The following is a 19,071-nucleotide window of genomic DNA, read 5'->3' as shown; positions in this document are numbered from 1 at the left end:
ACGTAGGCAACATACCTGGTAGAACTATTCAATCAAGAACCTGGAGATGACAACAAATAAATTACTGATCTGAATCAACTACTATTCCATCTGACTGTTGCTTCCGAACCAGGACTAATCTCAACCTGTCGGAACATGTCAAACGGGATGCGATTGGAGAGATGGACTTTTCTGCTGTGACACCACTTATGCAGAACGTGGAAGGGAATCCCATGTTAGGTATATGTGTGTTTAACTATTTAACATCCTGATGTTTTAGAGGCTGGACTCATCACTATGTGCAAGAGAGTGGATTTCCAGCACCGAGACCGAGGAGGTTTTCGGCCATCGCTATGACCCATGCCCCGGTTAGAGCGTAAGTAATTTTCTTCGCGACATTGCAAACTAGTAATGCTAGTGCTGCATCGACTTGCTTGTTGACCTTGGAAGCGTCCATAATGGCAATTGCAAGTGCAGCAGCACCATAGAGACGGGCGAGCGTCTGGCCATATGCTGCGACAATCCCCAGAGCGAGCGCACCAGGTCCTGTGACGATCCCCGCTGCCCCAGAACCTATCACGAGAATATTCAACATGCTAACGACTCGATCGATTGCCTTGATTTGCTTGCGGATACCATCTTTTGCCGTCCCGCCACCACTCCCATCCCCAAGAATACCCATTAGTTCACCTGTATTTTGATCAATATTCCAGAACGCGCCGAAGACGGAGTCGAACGCCCCATTTTCAGGTAACAACTGGTAGTCAGATCCAGAATACGGATCAAGGAGCCGATCCCATTTGTCCCAATTCTCATCATCCCACTTCTCCCGGTCTATCTCTCCAATCTCTCCGAGGCTGGCTCCTGCTAACATCGAGCGCGTACTAGTTTCAAAGAGTGCGCTCTCAACGATGGCTAATCGAGCAGTCTGCTCAAGAGTAAGACGGAATGCCTCCGATGGATCGTCGGCAGCTGTGGCAAATCCCGAGAAGGGTAACAGATCGGCGTGGCGAACAATGTGATCTGCGCCAAAGACCGGTCGCTGTTGATGTAACACCACACGAGGGCCATCTTGGAAGGTGAGCGATTGATCAGTGACCGCGTCTGGAAGTGGTGCCACGAGTTGGAACAGTTCTGGCGGCAGGGCCGCGATTCCTACACTCTTTTGCTGTTGTACTGCTTTGTTGTCGCCGTCCTGCAGTACTTTGTCGAGCTCTGCCACAGAGAGCTTTGCACTGAGAAAGTCGTCGAACCAGACCGAAAATGATGGTGCAGCGGCTTCGAATGCGAGCATATGGTTTCCGAATAGTGCGCCTGCGACCTCGTCAACCATTTTCTGTGTGGCTGGTTGATTTTTATGTCGAACAGGATCATAACCGGCGAGGGTTCGTGTGACCTCCTGTTTGCCGATAGTTACTGTGAGATAGAGCCCAGCGAAATGGGGAGGGAGTGCAGGGGAATCAGGAATCAGATAGCTACCCCTTCCATTGGCCCTACTATCAGTGATACCTACGGAGACCTGGCGCTTGCCCGATGCGTCTTCGGGTGCAGGAGAGCCATAGGTTAACACGTAGGTCGGGAGGTCAGTGACCAGTGTCTCAAGATAATCCATGATGGCGTCTTTCGCGTTGGTCTGATCGCTCGCAGCAATCAGCGTTCCGTCGGTGAGGGACGCCATCTGCTGGAGATTTTCGTCTTTGAGGTCATCAGTAACACTCAACATTACCGCAGGTGGTCCCTGTCGGAGTGCTGTTTCGATTTCCGGAGTGAGTTCGTCGTTCACATGACCGTCAGTAGCGTATACGATAAGATTCGCGTCAGTGCCAGCACTATTACCGAGTGACGTCCAAATATCTGAGCTGGTATATTGTTGTTTGACCTTTGCGTTTGGATACTCGCTAACAACTTTGTCACGGAGCGTCTTTACAAGTGCTTCCATGCCCTCATTACGGTACTCGCTTGGCATACTGATTGAAGTATCAGAGAGAATCAGCACGCGTGGAGCCTGTTCGTTCGCCGTCACCGCGACACCAACTGGGTCTTTCCCGTCTTCGACTTCGAACGCCATTGCAGGAAGTCCTTCCACTGGATCGCCTGCATCATCGAGTGCATGCACATTAAGCTGAATTTCGGGGAATCGTCCGCTATCAGCACTCACCCTGAGTTCAGAGACGGCAGTCGCCCCGGTTCCTCCATCAGGCGCAACGAATGGCTCACCATTACGGAGTACTGTGCCGTCCTCCTCGATGTGAAGCTGATCGCCAGCGCGAGTCACTGCGTCACCCATCACTGAGAGACCAGCCATCTTCTCTTGATTGAGATCCATCCCCTGCACCGTTAATGCGGGGATGAAAGTTTGGACGTCCTGGAAGGTAACAGTCGGTTGGTCAAACGGATCGATTCCTGGGAGGGTCTGGACAAGCAGTTGGCGGCCAACGAGTTCATCGGCACTCCACGAACCTGAAACGAGATCAACTGGTTCCTCGGGATCATCAGCTGTCGCGGCCGAGAGCGTGACCTCAACTGGCAGCGTCTCGGACGCTTCAGGAGCCTCGTCTAGCCGTTCGATTGACTCACGAGTTTCGCCGAATGCTGCGTTAAGTGCAAACAGATCGGCGTAGTGTTCCGTTCCGTCAATGACGACACGTACGATTGGCAAATTTCCACTGTCCCAGTCAAATTCTTGCGGTGATAGATCCTCGTCTGGGAGTTGTTCATAGAGTCGTTTGCCGAGGTGCTTGCTCTCATCACCATTTTTATCGATCGCTTCGATAGCAGAACTTTCTTTTTTGGGTTGTTTCAGCCGATCTTGCCATTCTCCGATCTGTGCGTTGTCAATATCCGGGGCAAAGCGCCGGTCAACGGGCCGGCATAACAGGCGCTTGACCTGGTCGGAGTCTGGTAGTCCGTCACCGGTTAGAATGTCAGCTTCCCAGCCGGCACGGCGATACAAAGTCGCTAACAGTTCGGCTTTTTCACGAGGTGTCCCAGCTCCACCACGGAGTGTTCCACGAACGCCCCACCGAATTTGATCTCCGGAGTAGCTAAGCCGGTCAACCATGTCCGGATAGGTGACAATTTCGTCGCGCACAAACTGAAAGAGTGCTTCGGGATCACCCTTAGTGACCAAGTGGTTTGCGCGAGCGGGCAAATGATCCGGGCTTGTCCGAAGTGCTATCTGAACTTCTTTCCAGATATCGAATGGGACGTGCTCATCATTGGCCCCACCTGTCGGATGAAGTATTTCATTGCATCCTGCCACGCTTGTTGTGACACTTAACCCGAGAGTTTTCAAGAGCGTTCGTCTGTCGACTGGAAAAGTGTCGCAAGCTGTTGATTGACTGTCAAACGGTGTGTTTCTATCTGGTGTTGTAGTCATGATGTTGGTCTCTATGTACGTCAAATCCTATATATAGATAGTCAAATAAGAACCAAGACAAATTATACTTATTGGTCGGAATAATTCCAACTATAGAAATATTTCAAACTGTGAAACGGAAATGAGAGTCACCCAATAGCGCCAAGCTTGCTCACTTCCACATTAAACCAAATTGGAAACAGAAGTAATCGAGAAAGACGAGCGAACTGACGAGCTCGAGCAATTCGCTCTCACTATCATCATAATCCCTCTCAGACTCGCCGATACTCACACTCGTCGCTTTCCCCGGTGGGAAGGCATCGAGCGACCATCACTCGACGGGGTTTCGACGCCCACCATGTGTTGTGAACTGATGGCTACGATGACAGGCGAGAGAGAACGCGATACGAGTGGTCAATTTACAGAGGAAACGACTGACGGCGATATTCTGACGACGATGCGTGAGTCCGAGTTTCCTGCCGTGACCGCTCAATGGGTAGTGGCTCCACAAGCAGAACGGAAAACCGTAATCCGGCGGCCGCGGTACTTGTCTGGTATGGGACTCCTCCAGGACGTGCTGTGCATCACGGGCATCAAACACAACTACGGCGACGTCCACGGCGGGATGAAGCGCTGCCGGAACTGCGGGAACGTTGAAAAGACCGAGTAGCCCGCGGTACGGGCAGTTAGTCAAGTATAGGTGCTGATTCGGTAGTAGACCTCTCTGCGAGTTTTACAAGATCACAGAGCTCATTCTTCGAGAGTGGGTCAATCTCAACCTGCTGTTCATTAGCTGTGTAGAAAATGCTCGCTGTCACGGTTCTTTCTGGGAACCACTCTGTGAGTACGTGATAGTAGATGCTCAACTGCTTCCGATATTCTGACTCGGCAAGTCGACTACGATCTGTTTTGAAGTCGATGATATCCACGGTCTCGGGTTGAAGATGGACGAGATCAACGATCCCATAAATGGTAATTCGTTCGCTATCAACAGTCAGCGGTAGATAGGCATCTTGTTCAACTCGCAGGTCACCATCTAATGAGTCGATGAAGCGTTTGATATGACGCTCATCGTCGTTCGCTGGTTCCACAGCTTCACCAAGTACGTACCGCTCGGCGAATTCGTGTGTCCGTGTTCCGAACTCTGAACCCCTACCATCTTCTACCTTCTCAAACACATCGTCATTCATCAGCGAGTGCGGTGAGTGGCCAACTGGGCCCTCAGGAGTTGGGATTGAAATCTGGAGATGAGATTGTGTCGTCTCTCCGTCATGGAATTCCTGGACATCTGGAGAATACGCTTCCATATCCACAGGAATCTCTTCGAGGAACGTGTTCGGGTTCTCGCCTGCTGAAAAGACGAGATGACTCTTCGAACGGGTCGTTGCGACGTAGAGCAACCGACGCTCTTCATCATAGCCACGCGGCAAGCATTTGCGGAGGACGTCAGTCCGCCAGTTGTCGTGGATATGGGGATAGCCGTAATCGTCAGCATACTGTTTCCGTTGGCGTAACCCAATCGGATCGTCGAACGTGATTGCACTACTACTTCCACCAGAGGGCGGGAATCGACGAGAGTTCATATTGGCGAGGATGACGATGGGATGTTCGAGCCCCTTTGCCGCGTGAATCGTCTGGACAGTCACTGAATTCACGCCAGCAATCGCATGTACATCGTGTCTGCTCCCCTCATCAATACCAGTCTCGATAAATCGAATTAGGTCACCTCGTGTCTGAATTGTCGAGTTGTGAACTGACTGAATCGTCGTCAAAAGAACATCAGCATACGAGCCGTTGTATCCATACTGAGAAAAGACACGCTCGGCAATCCCTCCAATCGTCTCCATTGTCTGCAACTCCGCTCTGAACGCCTGCATGTTCGATGGGTATGCTTCGTGGCCCAGAATATGTCGAACCTCCTCTAAGGAGTAGCCTGCTTCCTCAAGGACGGCTGCCCAGCCACGTCTTGAGTCTGATTCGAGGATGCGAAGCCACGCTAAGAGGAGCTTCGCTTGATCCGAGCGGAACAGTTCGATACCGCCCTCGTAGGCCAACGGCAGGTCATACTCTTCAGCTACAGTGAGGAGTTCTCGCCCGAAGTCACGTGTCCGCGTGAGGACGGCGATATCCTTGTACTCCGGCTGTCGGAGTTCACCGTCGTCTTCGATCTGATAGGCTTCGTTACCAACAATCTCCTGAATCTTGGTGAGAACAGCTCCTTCCTCGTCTTCGTGCTGAATCGCTTCGATTTGGGAGTTCTCATGCGTTGCATTCGAGGATAGGGAGACGACACGGTCGTAGACTGCCTCGGTATCGATGCGATCCGTACTCGATGCAGGTGTGACGAGACTCTGTTCGGAGAAGTCGAGAATCGACTGTGTCGAGCGATAGTTCTCGATGAGTTCGATCTCCCTAATTGGACTCGTCGAAAAGGAGATGCGCTCGTAGTCGGCATTCAACTCCCGGACGAAGCGATTGAGTCGGGATTCAAACTGCGTGATGTTCTCGACGGCAGCATATTGGAACGAGTAGATGCTCTGTTTCCAATCACCGACCACACAGAGGTTGTGTGTTCCGGCGAGTAAGAGGGCAAGTTTGAATTGAATTTCGCTGGAGTCCTGGAACTCGTCGATCATCACGTAGTCGAACTCGATGGTCTCTCGCAGTTGGTGATCCTCACAGAGGAGGACGAAGGCGAACAGCTGGAGGGATCCGAAGTTCAGGTAGTTCCGACCGAGAGCGAACGAGAGATACTCATAGTAAACATCGTGGACGAATTGTTTGAGGTCCTCGCGATCCTCTTCGAAGGCCTCTCGGGCAACGTCTGCTGGGACTTGTTTCGTGCCACGGCTCCCTCGTAGTTCGGCCTTTTTCGGAGCCTCCGGAAGAAAGCATTTCTCGTGTCCGTATCGACCGAGTTTGTACCGGAGTCGCGATTGCTTGTTCCCATCGTTTTGTGGCTCGTTCAGCTCATCGAACATGCTTTTGAACGCCTCAAAGTCCCCATCCAGATGGCGTTCACCATTCCGATACCAACCATCCGCAGTTGGGAACACACCTTTCGATGCGAGTTGGTTGATGAGGCCGAGGAGTTCAGTTGGGTCGGTAATCGCGCGGAAGAAGTCATCATGCTCGGGATGGTCGTCCATGAAACGACGAATGAACTCCCGAAAGAGCCCCTGCTCTACGGTCTCGTCCTCGATGATGCGTGTCGATTGGGTAATGCGGTCATCAATTCCAAGCAATGTCGGGGCCTCGAACCCGTGTTCCATGAGAATGTCGTGACAGAGGCTATGGAATGTCTGGATGGGTGCATCCGAGAATTCGCGCATCCCATACTCACACTGGGATACGATCCGGTCTTTCATCTCGGTCGCAGCGTTATTGGTGAACGTCACCAGTAGGACGTCCTCCGGTTCGACGTCATCCTGATCAATGATGCCTGCATACCGTCGTGTGACAGTGAACGTCTTTCCGGTACCAGCACCAGCGTCGACCACATGAATTCCCTCTATACTATCGATGAGGTCTTGCTGTTGGTCATTTGGTGCCGTCATCGTGATCCCTCCTCCAGAATGCAGTCACGGTGATCCACGTATCGGTAGTTTGGTTCCTCGCCAGGGCCTTCGACGGGGAAGCGTTCCCCACCGTTATGCCGATCGGTGAGTTCCGTGAGTCGGTCCTGGACGTATGTCTCGAACGCATCGAGATCCTCGGCGAAGTAGTTCCGGTTTCTGATGCCGAGCAGGTATTTGAGCGCCTGTTTACAGCCATTTTTGACGTACTTGTAGTCACCAACGGCGTCCACCATCCGGTCAGTGAGAGCGTGGCCGAACTCGGATTCGATGAGCTCGTTCTTGTCTCTCGTGGTGGGGAAGTCGTGTTCGTCGAGGAACGCCTGGTAGGTACCGTAGTCGATCTTCGAGAACGTCTTTTTGCAGTCGCCATATGCTTCTTCTTGCAGTTCAGTGAAAATGACTTCCGTCGCGATGTACTCCTCGTGCGTTGTCGGATAATACGTCACCGTCGTGAGACAGTCGTCGATGTTCGCATTGCCAGTGACGACATCATCGAGTGTCTCGAGGAAATGGAAGAATGTGAACTGGAGTTGTTGGTCGGGGTGTTCGCTTCTCTGCTGGGTGAGGTAGAGGAGTGCCTGGAAATTCGGTCTGTCTGTGGGTGATTCGATATCTGAATTTTTGACGATATCCTTGGGGGAGTTCTTCGACCCGCTCTTGTAATCGAGCAGCTGGGTCGGGCCGTGAACAAGGTCGATCTTCCCTTTCACTCCTAGGTCAGTGTTTTCGAACCATTGTTCGGTGTAAGGAGACTGGACTGGCTTGTCGAAATACTCCGCAAAGTGATTTTGACCGTAGCCACCATCAGGTGTGAGAAACGCGTCCGTTTGTAGTGGATTGGTATCGAGGTAGTCGGTAATGGTTTCCAGTCCGATCCGGTACTTCGTACGTCGAACATTGTGATCGACGCTCCGAAGGTAGGGTTTCATCTCTTCAAGAATGATGATTGCAATCTCATCGAGTGTACTTGGCGTAATCTGGTCGGGATGGTTGACGTAGAACTCCGCGAAATCGTGGAACATATTGCCTTCTTTGAAATGCTCCTTATCGGGCGTCTGGACAAGGCGGCTGTAGAAATAGTCCCGTGGACTATTGACGTAGGTATTCAAACTCGATTGGCTGATCGCCTCGATTTCTTTGGTGGGTGCGTTGTTGGACTCTTTCTTGAAGCCATCCTGGGTTGGCCGGGTTGCTCGTGCGTGTGACATTGAGTCAAGATCACTGAATCGCTCGAACTTCTCATCCAGTAGTTCCTCGAAGTACAGGCACGGTGTGACCGGTGTGCCACCAGCGGAATCTTGAACGAGGTAGTATTGGTCTTGCCCATTTTGAAGGAGAAGTTGGAACTGTCGGATATTCTGTTCGAAATACTGCTCGCGATCAACCCAAGGTCGGTGTGGTGTCGAGTGTGTCCACCGCTCATCAAGCCCCAGATAGAATACGAGTGGCCGATCTACATATGCAGCGGATGTGGCATCGGCGAGTAGCACACCCTCATTCTCGTGATCAACAGGTACATCATAGGATTGAAGATAGAATTCGAGTCGATCGAGTGCACCCTCGGTGACAAACTCGTTCTCGATGCCGAGTTGCGAGAGTTCGTCTCGGAATATAGTGAGCTGGCTATCCGTAGCATCTTCGTAGACTTCGATCGCGTCCTCGAATGTATAGGTGCTAATCGAGTTGCTGAAATCAAGAAACCAGTCTATTGCTGGATTGTCGAAATGGGAGAGACGTTTTTCGTCATGTTCCAGGTCGATTGAGATCTCCAATTGAGTGAGTAGGGGTTTGATCTCGCCGACACGAGTATCACGACCAGCGTGGGCACTTCGGAGGAGCTGTAAGAAGGCTCTATGATGTGGTTCATCGGTGAATCCGAGCCCGCCATAATAGGGAATCTCTGCAGCTTCGAGAGCTGACCGAATGAGCGAACCGTACTCGCTCGTTCGATCGTGGACGACTGCGATATTCTCGGCATTCTCTGCGGTGATCGTCTCGAGAACGGTATCGATGATCGCAGCCGGTGAGTCGAGCACATGGAAGGGAGGTTGGTCGAACGATTCGTCTGTGAAGGGGTCAATTGTGGTATATTCCGGTGGGAGGATCGAGCGTTCGAGTTCCGTGAGTTGTTTTTCACCGACAACCGCGACCGATTTGTCTTCATCGATGGAGTACTCAGTGAGTCGCTGAACTGTGGTGTCCATCTCGGCAATGGCGTCGACCGCTGTTCGGATGGTATCGGTTGCGAACGCGTCGTATTCCAGAATGGCATCGATATGACCGCGGAATTCCCAGCATGCGAGGATGTTTTCGACGGCATAGGCGGCCTCTTTCCACTCGAGGTCTGTCTCGGTAATTAGTTGGAGAAAGGCGAGTCGGTCTTCAGCTTGTTCTCGGCGTTTTGCTGCAAGGCGGCGGGGGGTGATTGCGAATGATCCGAATTGTGGACGGTCAAGGCGGCGGTTGATTGCGCTTGCGAGAGGGGCATCAGGTACGAGGACAAGGTCAAAATCCTTGCATTCTTCATAGATAGTTGTAATCGATTTCGACCGTGTAATTGACACGTGACGATTGTCACAATCGGATTATAAAATCGTTTCGTCGAGAAAGGTAGACATCACCGATTCAATCAGCGGCCTCGTTCACTCATATTCAGTCCAAATGTCTCCCATTCGATCATAGACCCAAGGGACAACGACACGCGAGAACACCGACGGCAACTCCAGTGGATAGTCTCGATTCATCCCATCGTCGTGAGTCGCGTTTGGTGGCGAGTGAAAATGGTCCCTTGAATAATCCTCACTCTCGTGGCGATCCCACCGACACATCCAATCATCGCCGAAATGATCTTCCAAGTACGTGATATGGAAATCACCGTTGACATACGATTGGATCTCGATGTATGCATCTCTTACATACTCTTCTGGGTAGTGTTCGTCACGAAGCGAGATGACGATCGAATCCGGCCGATTCGATGGAAAGACGGAAATCGTCTCGATCCACTCCTCAAATCCGAGAATCGATGCGATTTCCCGTAGTAAAGCACGATTTGGTGTCCGCTTTCTCTTCCCGTCCACCACACTCAGACGATCCCTTCATCCGTCGCACTATCGCGGTTGACACGGCGGAGATCGTGAATCTCCTGTCTGACTGCCTCCCAATTGGTGATATCTAACCAGACCTGTTCTGGATCTCCGTACTCTGCATACTCTAGGGGATCGATATCGTCGGGGTTTTCGACATCGTAGGTCTGTTTGTACTCTTCGTTCTCAGCAAGCAAATCACCAAGACGGGATTTGTACTCCTGTTCGCTCAACTTTGCCAACCGATTCAGCCGTCGCCATTTGAAATACGCTTCGTTTCGTTTGTACGTCGCCGGGTTCTCTGTCACACGGGTCAAGAGACCGATCTTGGCAAGTCGTTTGAGATGACGACGGGCCGCATTTGCAGAGCAGTCTGCGCGGTCTGCAACCTCGGCAACACGGGTTGGGTCGGTGAGTTCGAGGGCGATTCTGTAGACTCGTTCGTCGGCAGGGGCGTTCTCCAGTCTGTCGGCGAACTCGGATGCAAAATCGGTATTGGGTGGGCCTCGTTCGTTTGTATTGCTCATACGCAGAAATACGAGTTAGTACGCAATATATCTATTGACTACGCATATTAACGAGGACATGCTATTCTCTCTGGTGCCGGGTCGGGATGAGTACAGTCAGTGATGGATAGACTAGTGGGGCAGCTACAGAGAGCTCAATAATAGTGAATTGCCCTATTGTTTGGCTGATTCCTTCAAGAATTGGAGTGCACTCGATTCGATCGCTGCAGCGTAGTCATCATAGGACTCGACGGCTGCGTTCGTGGCCAACGCACCGGAGCGAAGACGATACTCATTCATTACTCGGGATTCCTCTGCGATCCGATCATCTCGACCGGGATAGATGAGTACTCCCGACACTTCGAGTGCGAGGATGTACGACGTAAGCTGATAGACATCACTGGACGACGCCGATCCTGTCTTCCACTTGGCGTCAACTACCAGTACGGGTGTGCCATCGCTCCGAGTAACGAAGACGTCTGGTCGCATCGAAACTGCATGCGGTCCTTCAACCACGTTTGGAATCGATGCCTGTCCTTCGACGGTGAAATCCCCGAGTTCCTGTGCTGCTGCAGTGAACGCCCGTTCGACGATGCGTTCGAATACGTCGTTCATATTGACGAACAGCGCCAAGGATCGACGATCACCGGCGCGCACGTCATCGAAGAACTCTCGGTCGAGGACGAGATGTGTGAGCCCGAGGAGGGCCTCGTAGTGGTCGTTCAATCGTGAGAGCTCAATTCTATCGACGTCTCTCGGAGAGACGTTTTCGACGGACACAAACTCTCGAAGGCGTTGTTCTTGATAATGCAGTCGGCTTGAGAGCCTGCTGTCGCGTACAAGCGTCACAAGGATACGAGTTGCTGCGAGAACAGCCTGATTCAGGAGATTATCTGCAGTGAAATCGTCGTGAGTGGCTGCAAAGTCGGTTGTGACAGCTGCCGGCCGTTGAAGTTGTCGCTGGACGTCGATCCGACCCTGGACGTGGTCGCGGACTGAGTGTGTTCGAACGTATTCTCTATGAAGTCCTTGCGCAAGCACGGACTGGAGCTCGGCCTGAAAGAGGACGCCGATCGCATCGAAAAAGGACGATGCACCGGTGAATTCGGTCTCGAATTCAAGTGAATCCACGGGGGTGTCGAACGCGTATTTGAGCGCCCACAGAAGGCGTGTCACCGTCTGTTTGGGTGTGACCTCGATTTGGACGCCACTCGGCAGCGTGAGGACGCCAACGTGACTGCTGGTTTTGATAATCGCTTTGCCGTCGCTGGTAAACGAGATGTTCAATGGGTTCGCTCGACATCGTTCTTCGAGTGATTCCAAGAAGACTGCATCTTCTCGGCTGATCTCGAAGGGGTCAGTGCGATCGTGTTCTTCGAGCGAGATAGGATCTGACGGTGGAACTGTCTCGCCTGCATCTGTTCGGTTGATTGGTGGACCGAGATACCCAACCGGTGTGATCTCAGTCATGCTGGAACGTTGCCGCCCGTTCGGTGAACGACCGAAGACCCTCGATTAAGGCTGTGATATCCTGGTCAGAGAGGTCACCCACATCGAATCGTGGTTCCACGAATCCACCGTTTTCTCTCATACTGGGGTCCCATCGATGCTTGTAGCCACTGACGTCGGTGAAGACACGCGAGGCATCTTCGATGAATTTGCGGGTGAGTGAATTCGTATCCACATCGAGAAGCCAATTCCACCGGAAGTCGATTTTACCGTCCTGTGAGAGTTTGATAATTCCAACACGAGGATCTACTGAGTCGGACTTCAGCATTATCGATGCCCCGTCGCCCCGCCCGGCATCAAGAAACCCGAATTCTTCGCCGGCATCAAGGACACGAACCATACTTTCTACCGAGTCATCATCAAGGGTAGATTGTATTCGCTCGCGGAATGTGTCTGGTGTTCGGTCTCCAGCAGCCCATGCATCGTCTGGTTGTCTTTGTATGGCTCCTGTTCCGTTTCCGTCCGGCATGGCTTGCATTGCATCGACGAGTAAGGCCGGGTTCTCAGCGCCGGCGAGATCACAGAGAGCTGAATAGAGTGCCTGGGCGTCGAATGATTGAATCCGTTCAGTCTCCCAGTCGATCAGGCGGGTGTCGGTTTCGTTGAGGAGTTCATCGCGGAGACGGTCGAACTGTCCGAAGTAGTATTCTTCGAGTTGCGGGAGAATGTCGTATCGCCACGCATCGACGATGTCGTCGGATGAATTGTGGTTGAGGAAGTATGTGTGGCCGAGTTGTTTGCCTTTGCCAAGCTGTGGTGCGTTGAGGATGCGTTCGTTGAGTTCGTAGGTTGCGAGTACGCTCGCTCCCAAGAGTCGTTCCCGGCGGGTGATTCCACTTGAGTGGCCAGTGACAGCGACCTGTGCGTCGGGTGATTCTGTTTCGTACTGCTGGAAGATGATATCGAGATCTGGTGGGAAGTCGATGAACCGAAACCGACGGCGAAGTGCAGTGTCGACCAGTGCGATAGATTGATCAGCCGTGTTCATCGTGCCGATGACGTAGAGATTCGGCGGGATGGTGAACGACTCACCGGAGTGTGCGAGCTCGATTTCGAAGTTTCCGCGTTTGTCTGCCTCGAGAAGAGTGATGACTTCACCGAAGATTTGAGCGAGATTCCCGCGGTTAATCTCGTCGATAATCAGTACGTAGGGTGGTGCTTCGCCAGTGTCTTCCTGCTGGTTCGCATAGTCATATGCGGTCTGTGCACGCTGGCAGATCCGTTTGAACACGCCCTCCTCAATGCGGTATTCGACAGCGCCATCGTTCGCCTCGGCGGTTAGACCTTCAATGAAATCTTCGTAAGAGAACGACGGATGGAACGTTACGACTTCAAGCTGGTCAGTGGTTGGGGATTGTGGGGAGTGTTGGTGGAGCCACCAGCGAGCGAATTGCCGTGCGGTATACGTCTTGCCGGTTCCAGGTGGCCCGTAGAAGACGACCTGTTTTGCACGTTGTAGTTGGCGCGTGATCGTTTCTGTATTCGCGGGTTGTTCAGCAACCGATGGAAGTTCCTCACTCTCCTGCGCACCTCTATGAACGGCTTTGAGGAGTTTGTCGAACTTCACGTGGTTCATGTTCGACGTGCCAACGATCTCCTCTTGGAGGTCACGAAGGAGGACGGTAAACAACACTTGATCCGCAGAGAGGTTCGACTTTTGAATTGTTGCTGAGCCAATCGTTGCTGCTTGTTCAGCCAATCGGTTAGTATTGTCTTCGTAGAGCTGGATGATCTGGTCGCATTTAACGGCGTCCGCTCCAGTGACTTTGCCTTTGATTAGGTTACTTCGTCGGAGTGCCTCGGTCCAATCTGCGACAATCGTCTCGGCGACCTGTTCACCAAGCCAATTCTGTTCCCCTGTTTGTTGTTCGAGACGACTTCGAATGTCTTCTGTAGCCGAAACAATTCCATCGTATGAATCCGCTGGCTCGGTTGATTGGTCGACAACCCCTTCGACACCTCGATCTGCCAATTGGTCAGCAAGATCTGACGAGGCTTCCGCAAGGATCTCAACGAGGTCACTGGGGCATCTCGTAAAGTAGTGACCCTGATTGATTGAAAGATTTTTACTATACAGAATCTTCTCTTCCTCTTCGCGGATCTGCCGGAGCCGGTCTTCAAATACAGGATTATGGAGGATATCGTCGTAAATAGCGATTGGAGAGTCGAGTTCCTGATAATTTGTGAGCCACCGTAGATACCCACCCTCTTGTTCTTGCCTCTCAGTCCAGCGACCAGTCGGTGGCCCGTCGAAGTCCTCCTCTAATTCAGACTCGATTGTAGAAACGCCGACGATCGTCTGTTTGTCTTGAAGGTAATGAACCACAATATCGCCGACATCGGCATCACGAAGTGCTTCATACCGCTTGCCACCACCGGTATCTCGGCTAGGTGCCATAATTGCACGACCAAGCTGTAACTCTCCGTCTTGCTTGTATGGCCGGTCTGTCACCTGGGTCTTCTCAATCCATACAGACGGTGATGATTTCTCTTTTCTGACTCGATATCGTCCGTTGCTGAGAAACTCAATCTCATCTCTGTCACGTAATTCTTGCAGTGTTCCCCGAACTGCTGCCTCCCAGTTATTGTTCTTCGGAAATTGCTCTCGAATCGTCGGTCGAGAAAATTCGAGAAAGCTCTGTAGTTCGAACTCCTGAGTACTGTTTTGCTGGCAGTAGAGATCAACTTCAGCACGAATCGTTTCACGCCACTCAGACATATCACTATCACATCAACGGAACCTAATGAAGGCACTGACTACCCTAGGATAAGTAATATTAGATTATAATACTAGAAAAACTTCTCTAAGATGTCTGTAAGCTCGGTCTCAATCTCGAAAGCTTGTAGAATTTTGATTTCGTTGTTCTGCTGTTCGTCGAGTGGTGTAGTCTCCTCAGAGTCACCAGTAACGAGAATACTTCGGTCAAGAGTATCAGATATCGAGTTTTTGGACGAGTCGATCAGTCGGTCGATCATCCGCAACACGCCAGAGTCCCTGCGGCCAAAATCGCTCGTTGTAATCTAGAACTGTATTGACTTCGTTTGGTTGCACGTCTATCTCTTCGTACTGATCGACAGAGAAGACATCTATTGCTGGACCACCACCCCAGTATTCATCACGAACGTATTCCGTCTGCCAGAATTCACCGATTCGTCCTTTCGCGTGGTACTGACTCGTTTCGTTTCGATACACCAGCAGTGGGTCGCCTGTCTCCATTCGCTCAAGATTACGGCGGTTTCGTTTCCAATCGCCCTGCTCCTGATCAGTCCGCACGCCCCACACTCGAGTTCGGTCAGGAAAGCGCTCCGGTTTCTCGTCTCGGTCACTCAGATCGATTGGTTGATCAAGCGTCCGCTGGAAGGACTGCTCATCTACGGGGATAAGCCAAAGTTGGGACATGAGTTTGTAGAGAAAGTATTCTCACTTGAATCTACGGTTTAGTGAAAAGACGTTTCAGAAACTAGCTGCTGCTATTTCGCCGACCGAGTTCGTCTGAGAGTTCTACAGCTGTCGATGCACGTTGGGGCAGATCAAGCAACTGGCGGCCTTTTAACTCCATATGAGTCGCTTCGAGACGATCACGCTCTGCCTCGGATGACTGGACCCACATGCACTCCTCAACGAGATCCTGGTTCGATTTAGCAGCAAATACAACGGCTGTCGTCTCGATGGGAATCTGTTCGAGTGATGATTGAACTGCAAAGAGATATTCTCGACCCCAGTGAGAAGCCCATTAGGGGTCGTCTTGCGTAAACATTTAACATAATCCATGGTAAATCATCGAAGCAGAATTTCGATGCGGCTGATCAACAGGATGGAGCATGGTGGTCTCTGATGCCGGATTTGGACGCGCGATGGGATAACATCGACTCGTGGTGGGACTGTTACGTCCGCGAGCAGGAGAGCGGTCTCATCGAACTCCGTGAGCGGCTGGATTCACTTAACAAGGAGTGGGAGCAAAGCACATGTGCGTATGACGACGATCCACTCGTCGGCGACTGGACAGAGACGAACCCCCAGGATGGGCCACTGCGGACGAACCAAGAGGAAAATTGGTCGCAATGGCTGGCACACCTCCTTCGAGACTCTATGGGGGATTACTGCGCCGAGCTCCTCGGCCCCCTGTTCGACACGAGCCCAACATACGTACGTCGCGAACGCGCCTACCACGATGAAGAGCTCCACGATCGAAGAGTGGACATCCTCGCTGAATTCGGGCAACTAGGTATGACGATAGAGGTCAAGATCGGAGATGAACACTACGAGAAAACGCCACAAACTGCATACTTGACTGAGAAACATCACCAACGAGATCTGGACTGGACACACTATCTGCTTCTCCCCCGCTCCAAGGAGAACGCACTACAGGGGGCTTTTGGGGAACGGCTGAAGGATAGCGACGAACACAGACCAAGAATCACCGCCACAGCAGCGCAAGAGCGAGATATCACGGTTATCTACTGGTCAGAGGTTGCTCAAGCCCTCCGGAGAACACTTCTCGCCGATGTCGAACCAAGCACGCACTGGGCTGGGAGCGCCTATCTGTTCATTACGCTAATCGAAGAGCAAATCCTCCGATTCTACGCACTCCCTTCACTAGAGGCGTACCGTGCATCGTCGTTCGGTATTTCGGACATCGAACGGTTCCAATCGATCGATCCCGACGACCAGCTTGCATATCTCGATAACCTACTGGAAGAGATCACCCATGGATGAGAACTTTATCAACGACGGACTGAACGCGAATCGATACCTGAAAGCAACAGAGCTCGTTCACCGCTTCGAGTCAGAGATCACGGAGGTGATCAATGGGACGTGTCAAGAAATTATCGACGACCATCCTAAACTCGTCGACGACGACGCCAGTTTACAGGAAAAGGTATTCGCAGCGGGAAAGAGCCGCACGCTTGCAACGATCCGCACCGAGTTCCAAATGAACGTCGAGAACGAGAACGGTAATCGACCGATGGTGAACATCGCAGTCGAGTGGGTCAAGCCAGAACAACAAGACGAAGAAGCAGCCTATGAAGGGTCGCTCTGCTATGCAATGTACAAGATACAGCACGGCTCGGAATCCCGGTTCGAGACCGTGAGAGAGCGCACAGAGGCGCAAGATGGATGGGATGAACTCCGATTCGGAGACGACCTCTGGCATCACTACGCGAAACATGCTCCCGGTATCGTATATCTCCCTGTTGAGACTGGGCCGGAGATTAAAGAGGCGCTACAAACACTTAAGAGGCACTTTTCCGAAGAATATGTTCCCACGCTATTAGACATGTCCGCTCCCCTAGATCGCAAATAGTACGTAAACTGGACAACTATGAGATAATATACTTTGAAGACATGCGCATCAGTACTGTCTAAATAGGAAAACCATCTGACAGCGGTACGATTGTTGAGGTTTTACGCACTTATGGATAGACATAGAGGAGTTTGGAGAGTTTGAGACGCTTGGTCAGTATCCTGCATTGGAGCGTCTTGGACTAGTATAATTCATTCTCGTCCGGTAATCGAATTGTGAACAGTGGTGATGACGAGACAGAGGTGCCATTCGTCGTCGAGGTACTGCCACTAGAGAAAAATGTGAATCTCTATGGGCAATCGATAGACAGTAAGGCGGTCAGTGTAGCGTTCCTTGGGAGTCTTGATGGAGGATCAAACGATTGGTGTGAAATTCATCCGGCATTGTTAGCGTCATATCGTACTACCAAGAGACCACACGCTACACGTCTACGAACACAAATTGTGTGTTTGCATAGCAGATGTTCATGCTTAGTGAGTACGTTATCAAGACTTCACACGACAATCTTGATCCTGCAGTCGTAGTTGAAGTTCCAGGGAATGGAGTCAGTATATGATTCCGAACTAGGCTCTTCGTGTGCGATCAATCTGATTTCGTAGCCATTGTTGCTGATATCCAATACGACCTTGATCGGGTAATGGTGACTCAACCTCGACATTATATGACTTCGTTTGCTTTATTACTGGCTCGATTTTTTTAATAAAATTTCCACTAGCGAGGAAGACCATTTTGTCAAATTGGAGAGAACCATCTTTGTCAAAGAGTGTTTGATCAATCCCTGTTTGGACTTCTTTCCTCCAGTTTTGGAGATTTAGACCGCTAAGATCGTCTATATGAGTATTATACGGTTTTATCTCTTTTTCTGGAGAAATTATACCATGCTTTTCAGAAATGATGACCCAATCATCACAGCATTTCTCAGCATATTCGGCTTTGAGACCATAATAACCGGACTTGTACTGCACTCGGGCAGGTAGTTTTTCGTTCTGTTGAGTGCTACCACCATGGACGACCCCAAGAATTCTCATAGGATGAAATGAAATTTAATAATATTAAATCTATTGTATGATTGTTTGTTACTTTGAACTACTATGGATGAGAGATGGGGTACTATATTTATATGTCAACAGTTCCACGAATGTACATGGTTTCAGAGACCGTTCTCGGCGGGGCAATCGGTGTCACCGGGGCCTTACTCGGCTCGCTGCTAACTGGAGCATTTCACTTTCTATCGACAAGGCAACAAATACAGGCGAATACCACGAGACGGCGCGCAGACTATTATTTACAGCAAAAGGTGGAGAGCCTGACCGAGTTACACATGCAATTAGAGAAGTGCCATCAAAACTATCGTTTCAACTGGGAAGACACACCTCGGATGGACGAAGACGAGTACAAATCAGACATCTTAGAAGGGTTCTATGATTTCGAGTACGCAATGCGGCGCGTCTCTATCTACTTGGATGAGGATCAGGTCAAAGTAATGGCAAAGGTCTGGAAGAATTCAAGTGGGCTAACGGCTTCTTTAGCTGGCATGTGCGATATTCGGACGAAAAGGGCCCGGGTGAGGAAATCCCTGACGAATATATCTTATTTAACGAAACAGAGATGGCTAATGCCGTTGAATCTGCTCGGAATAATTTACAAGAAGAAATCAGCGAACCGGTGGGTTATTTTGAATCTTAATCTCTGACGAGTAGAAAGCCAAGAGCGTATCGTATGATTTGGATTCGGACGGAGGAACGGTCACTC

The 19,071-nt window shown here is 51.1% G+C and carries 12 protein-coding genes and 1 pseudogene; 4 read left to right on the top strand and 9 right to left on the bottom strand.

What is annotated here, in order from left to right:
• Positions 1 to 274: 274 nt before the first annotated feature.
• The gene (locus BW974_RS20625) at positions 275 to 3,241 is read right to left on the bottom strand and encodes a hypothetical protein (protein ID WP_139328960.1); all 2,967 of its coding nucleotides are present in this window, start codon (positions 3,239 to 3,241) and stop codon (positions 275 to 277) included.
• A 469-nt stretch (positions 3,242 to 3,710) separates the two neighbouring features.
• Here BW974_RS20625 and BW974_RS24970 point away from each other — a divergent pair, with 469 nt between their 5' ends.
• Entirely contained in the window at positions 3,711 to 4,007 is a 297-nt protein-coding gene (locus BW974_RS24970; RefSeq protein WP_139328959.1) for a hypothetical protein, read from the top strand.
• A 16-nt stretch (positions 4,008 to 4,023) separates the two neighbouring features.
• Here BW974_RS24970 and BW974_RS20615 read toward each other — a convergent pair whose 3' ends face one another.
• The 7 genes and pseudogenes from BW974_RS20615 to BW974_RS20580 form a co-directional block, all read right to left on the bottom strand.
• Complete coding sequence (locus BW974_RS20615; protein ID WP_076432529.1) at positions 4,024 to 6,894, bottom strand: UvrD-helicase domain-containing protein; 2,871 nt, start codon at positions 6,892 to 6,894, stop codon at positions 4,024 to 4,026.
• Complete coding sequence (locus BW974_RS20610; protein ID WP_076432527.1) at positions 6,891 to 9,479, bottom strand: PD-(D/E)XK nuclease family protein; 2,589 nt, start codon at positions 9,477 to 9,479, stop codon at positions 6,891 to 6,893. The genes BW974_RS20615 and BW974_RS20610 overlap by 4 nt, the downstream gene beginning before the upstream one ends.
• A 518-nt stretch (positions 9,480 to 9,997) precedes the next feature.
• Positions 9,998 to 10,525 (bottom strand): DUF7342 family protein, encoded by a 528-nt coding sequence (locus BW974_RS20600; RefSeq protein WP_076432525.1) that lies wholly within the window; start codon positions 10,523 to 10,525, stop codon positions 9,998 to 10,000.
• Between the two features lie 153 nt (positions 10,526 to 10,678).
• Positions 10,679 to 11,974, bottom strand: coding sequence for an McrC family protein (locus BW974_RS20595; RefSeq protein WP_076432523.1), 1,296 nt, complete (start codon positions 11,972 to 11,974; stop codon positions 10,679 to 10,681).
• A complete protein-coding gene (locus BW974_RS20590; RefSeq protein WP_245800226.1) occupies positions 11,967 to 14,411 on the bottom strand; it encodes an McrB family protein in 2,445 nt (814 codons plus the stop codon). The genes BW974_RS20595 and BW974_RS20590 overlap by 8 nt, the downstream gene beginning before the upstream one ends.
• Positions 14,412 to 14,525: 114 nt before the next feature.
• Positions 14,526 to 14,732: pseudogene (locus tag BW974_RS27300) on the bottom strand (hypothetical protein); the annotation flags it as partial.
• A gap of 213 nt (positions 14,733 to 14,945) precedes the next feature.
• Positions 14,946 to 15,413 carry a hypothetical protein gene (locus BW974_RS20580; protein WP_076432517.1) on the bottom strand — a complete coding sequence of 156 codons (468 nt, stop codon included), beginning with the start codon at positions 15,411 to 15,413 and terminating at the stop codon, positions 14,946 to 14,948.
• Between the two features lie 435 nt (positions 15,414 to 15,848).
• Here BW974_RS20580 and BW974_RS20575 point away from each other — a divergent pair, with 435 nt between their 5' ends.
• Positions 15,849 to 16,730: a hypothetical protein gene (locus BW974_RS20575; RefSeq protein ID WP_076432515.1), complete on the top strand. Its 882-nt coding sequence runs from the start codon at positions 15,849 to 15,851 to the stop codon at positions 16,728 to 16,730.
• Complete coding sequence (locus BW974_RS20570) at positions 16,723 to 17,319, top strand: hypothetical protein (protein WP_076432514.1); 597 nt, start codon at positions 16,723 to 16,725, stop codon at positions 17,317 to 17,319. Before BW974_RS20575 ends, BW974_RS20570 begins: the two co-directional genes overlap by 8 nt.
• A gap of 563 nt (positions 17,320 to 17,882) precedes the next feature.
• Here the strand turns inward: BW974_RS20570 and BW974_RS20565 are convergent.
• A complete protein-coding gene (locus BW974_RS20565; RefSeq protein ID WP_076432513.1) occupies positions 17,883 to 18,347 on the bottom strand; it encodes a DUF6884 domain-containing protein in 465 nt (154 codons plus the stop codon).
• A 116-nt stretch (positions 18,348 to 18,463) separates the two neighbouring features.
• Between BW974_RS20565 and BW974_RS20560 the strand changes: the two genes are divergently transcribed.
• On the top strand, positions 18,464 to 19,012 hold the full coding sequence (locus tag BW974_RS20560) for a hypothetical protein (protein ID WP_076432511.1): 549 nt from the start codon (positions 18,464 to 18,466) through the stop codon (positions 19,010 to 19,012).
• Positions 19,013 to 19,071: the final 59 nt, after the last annotated feature.

Source organism: Haladaptatus litoreus (genome assembly GCF_900156425.1).
In the GTDB taxonomy this organism is placed as follows: Archaea; Halobacteriota; Halobacteria; order Halobacteriales; family Haladaptataceae; genus Haladaptatus; species Haladaptatus litoreus.
The sequence above is the reverse complement of the archived record's forward strand: the minus strand, read 5'-3'. Positions and strand labels throughout refer to the sequence as shown.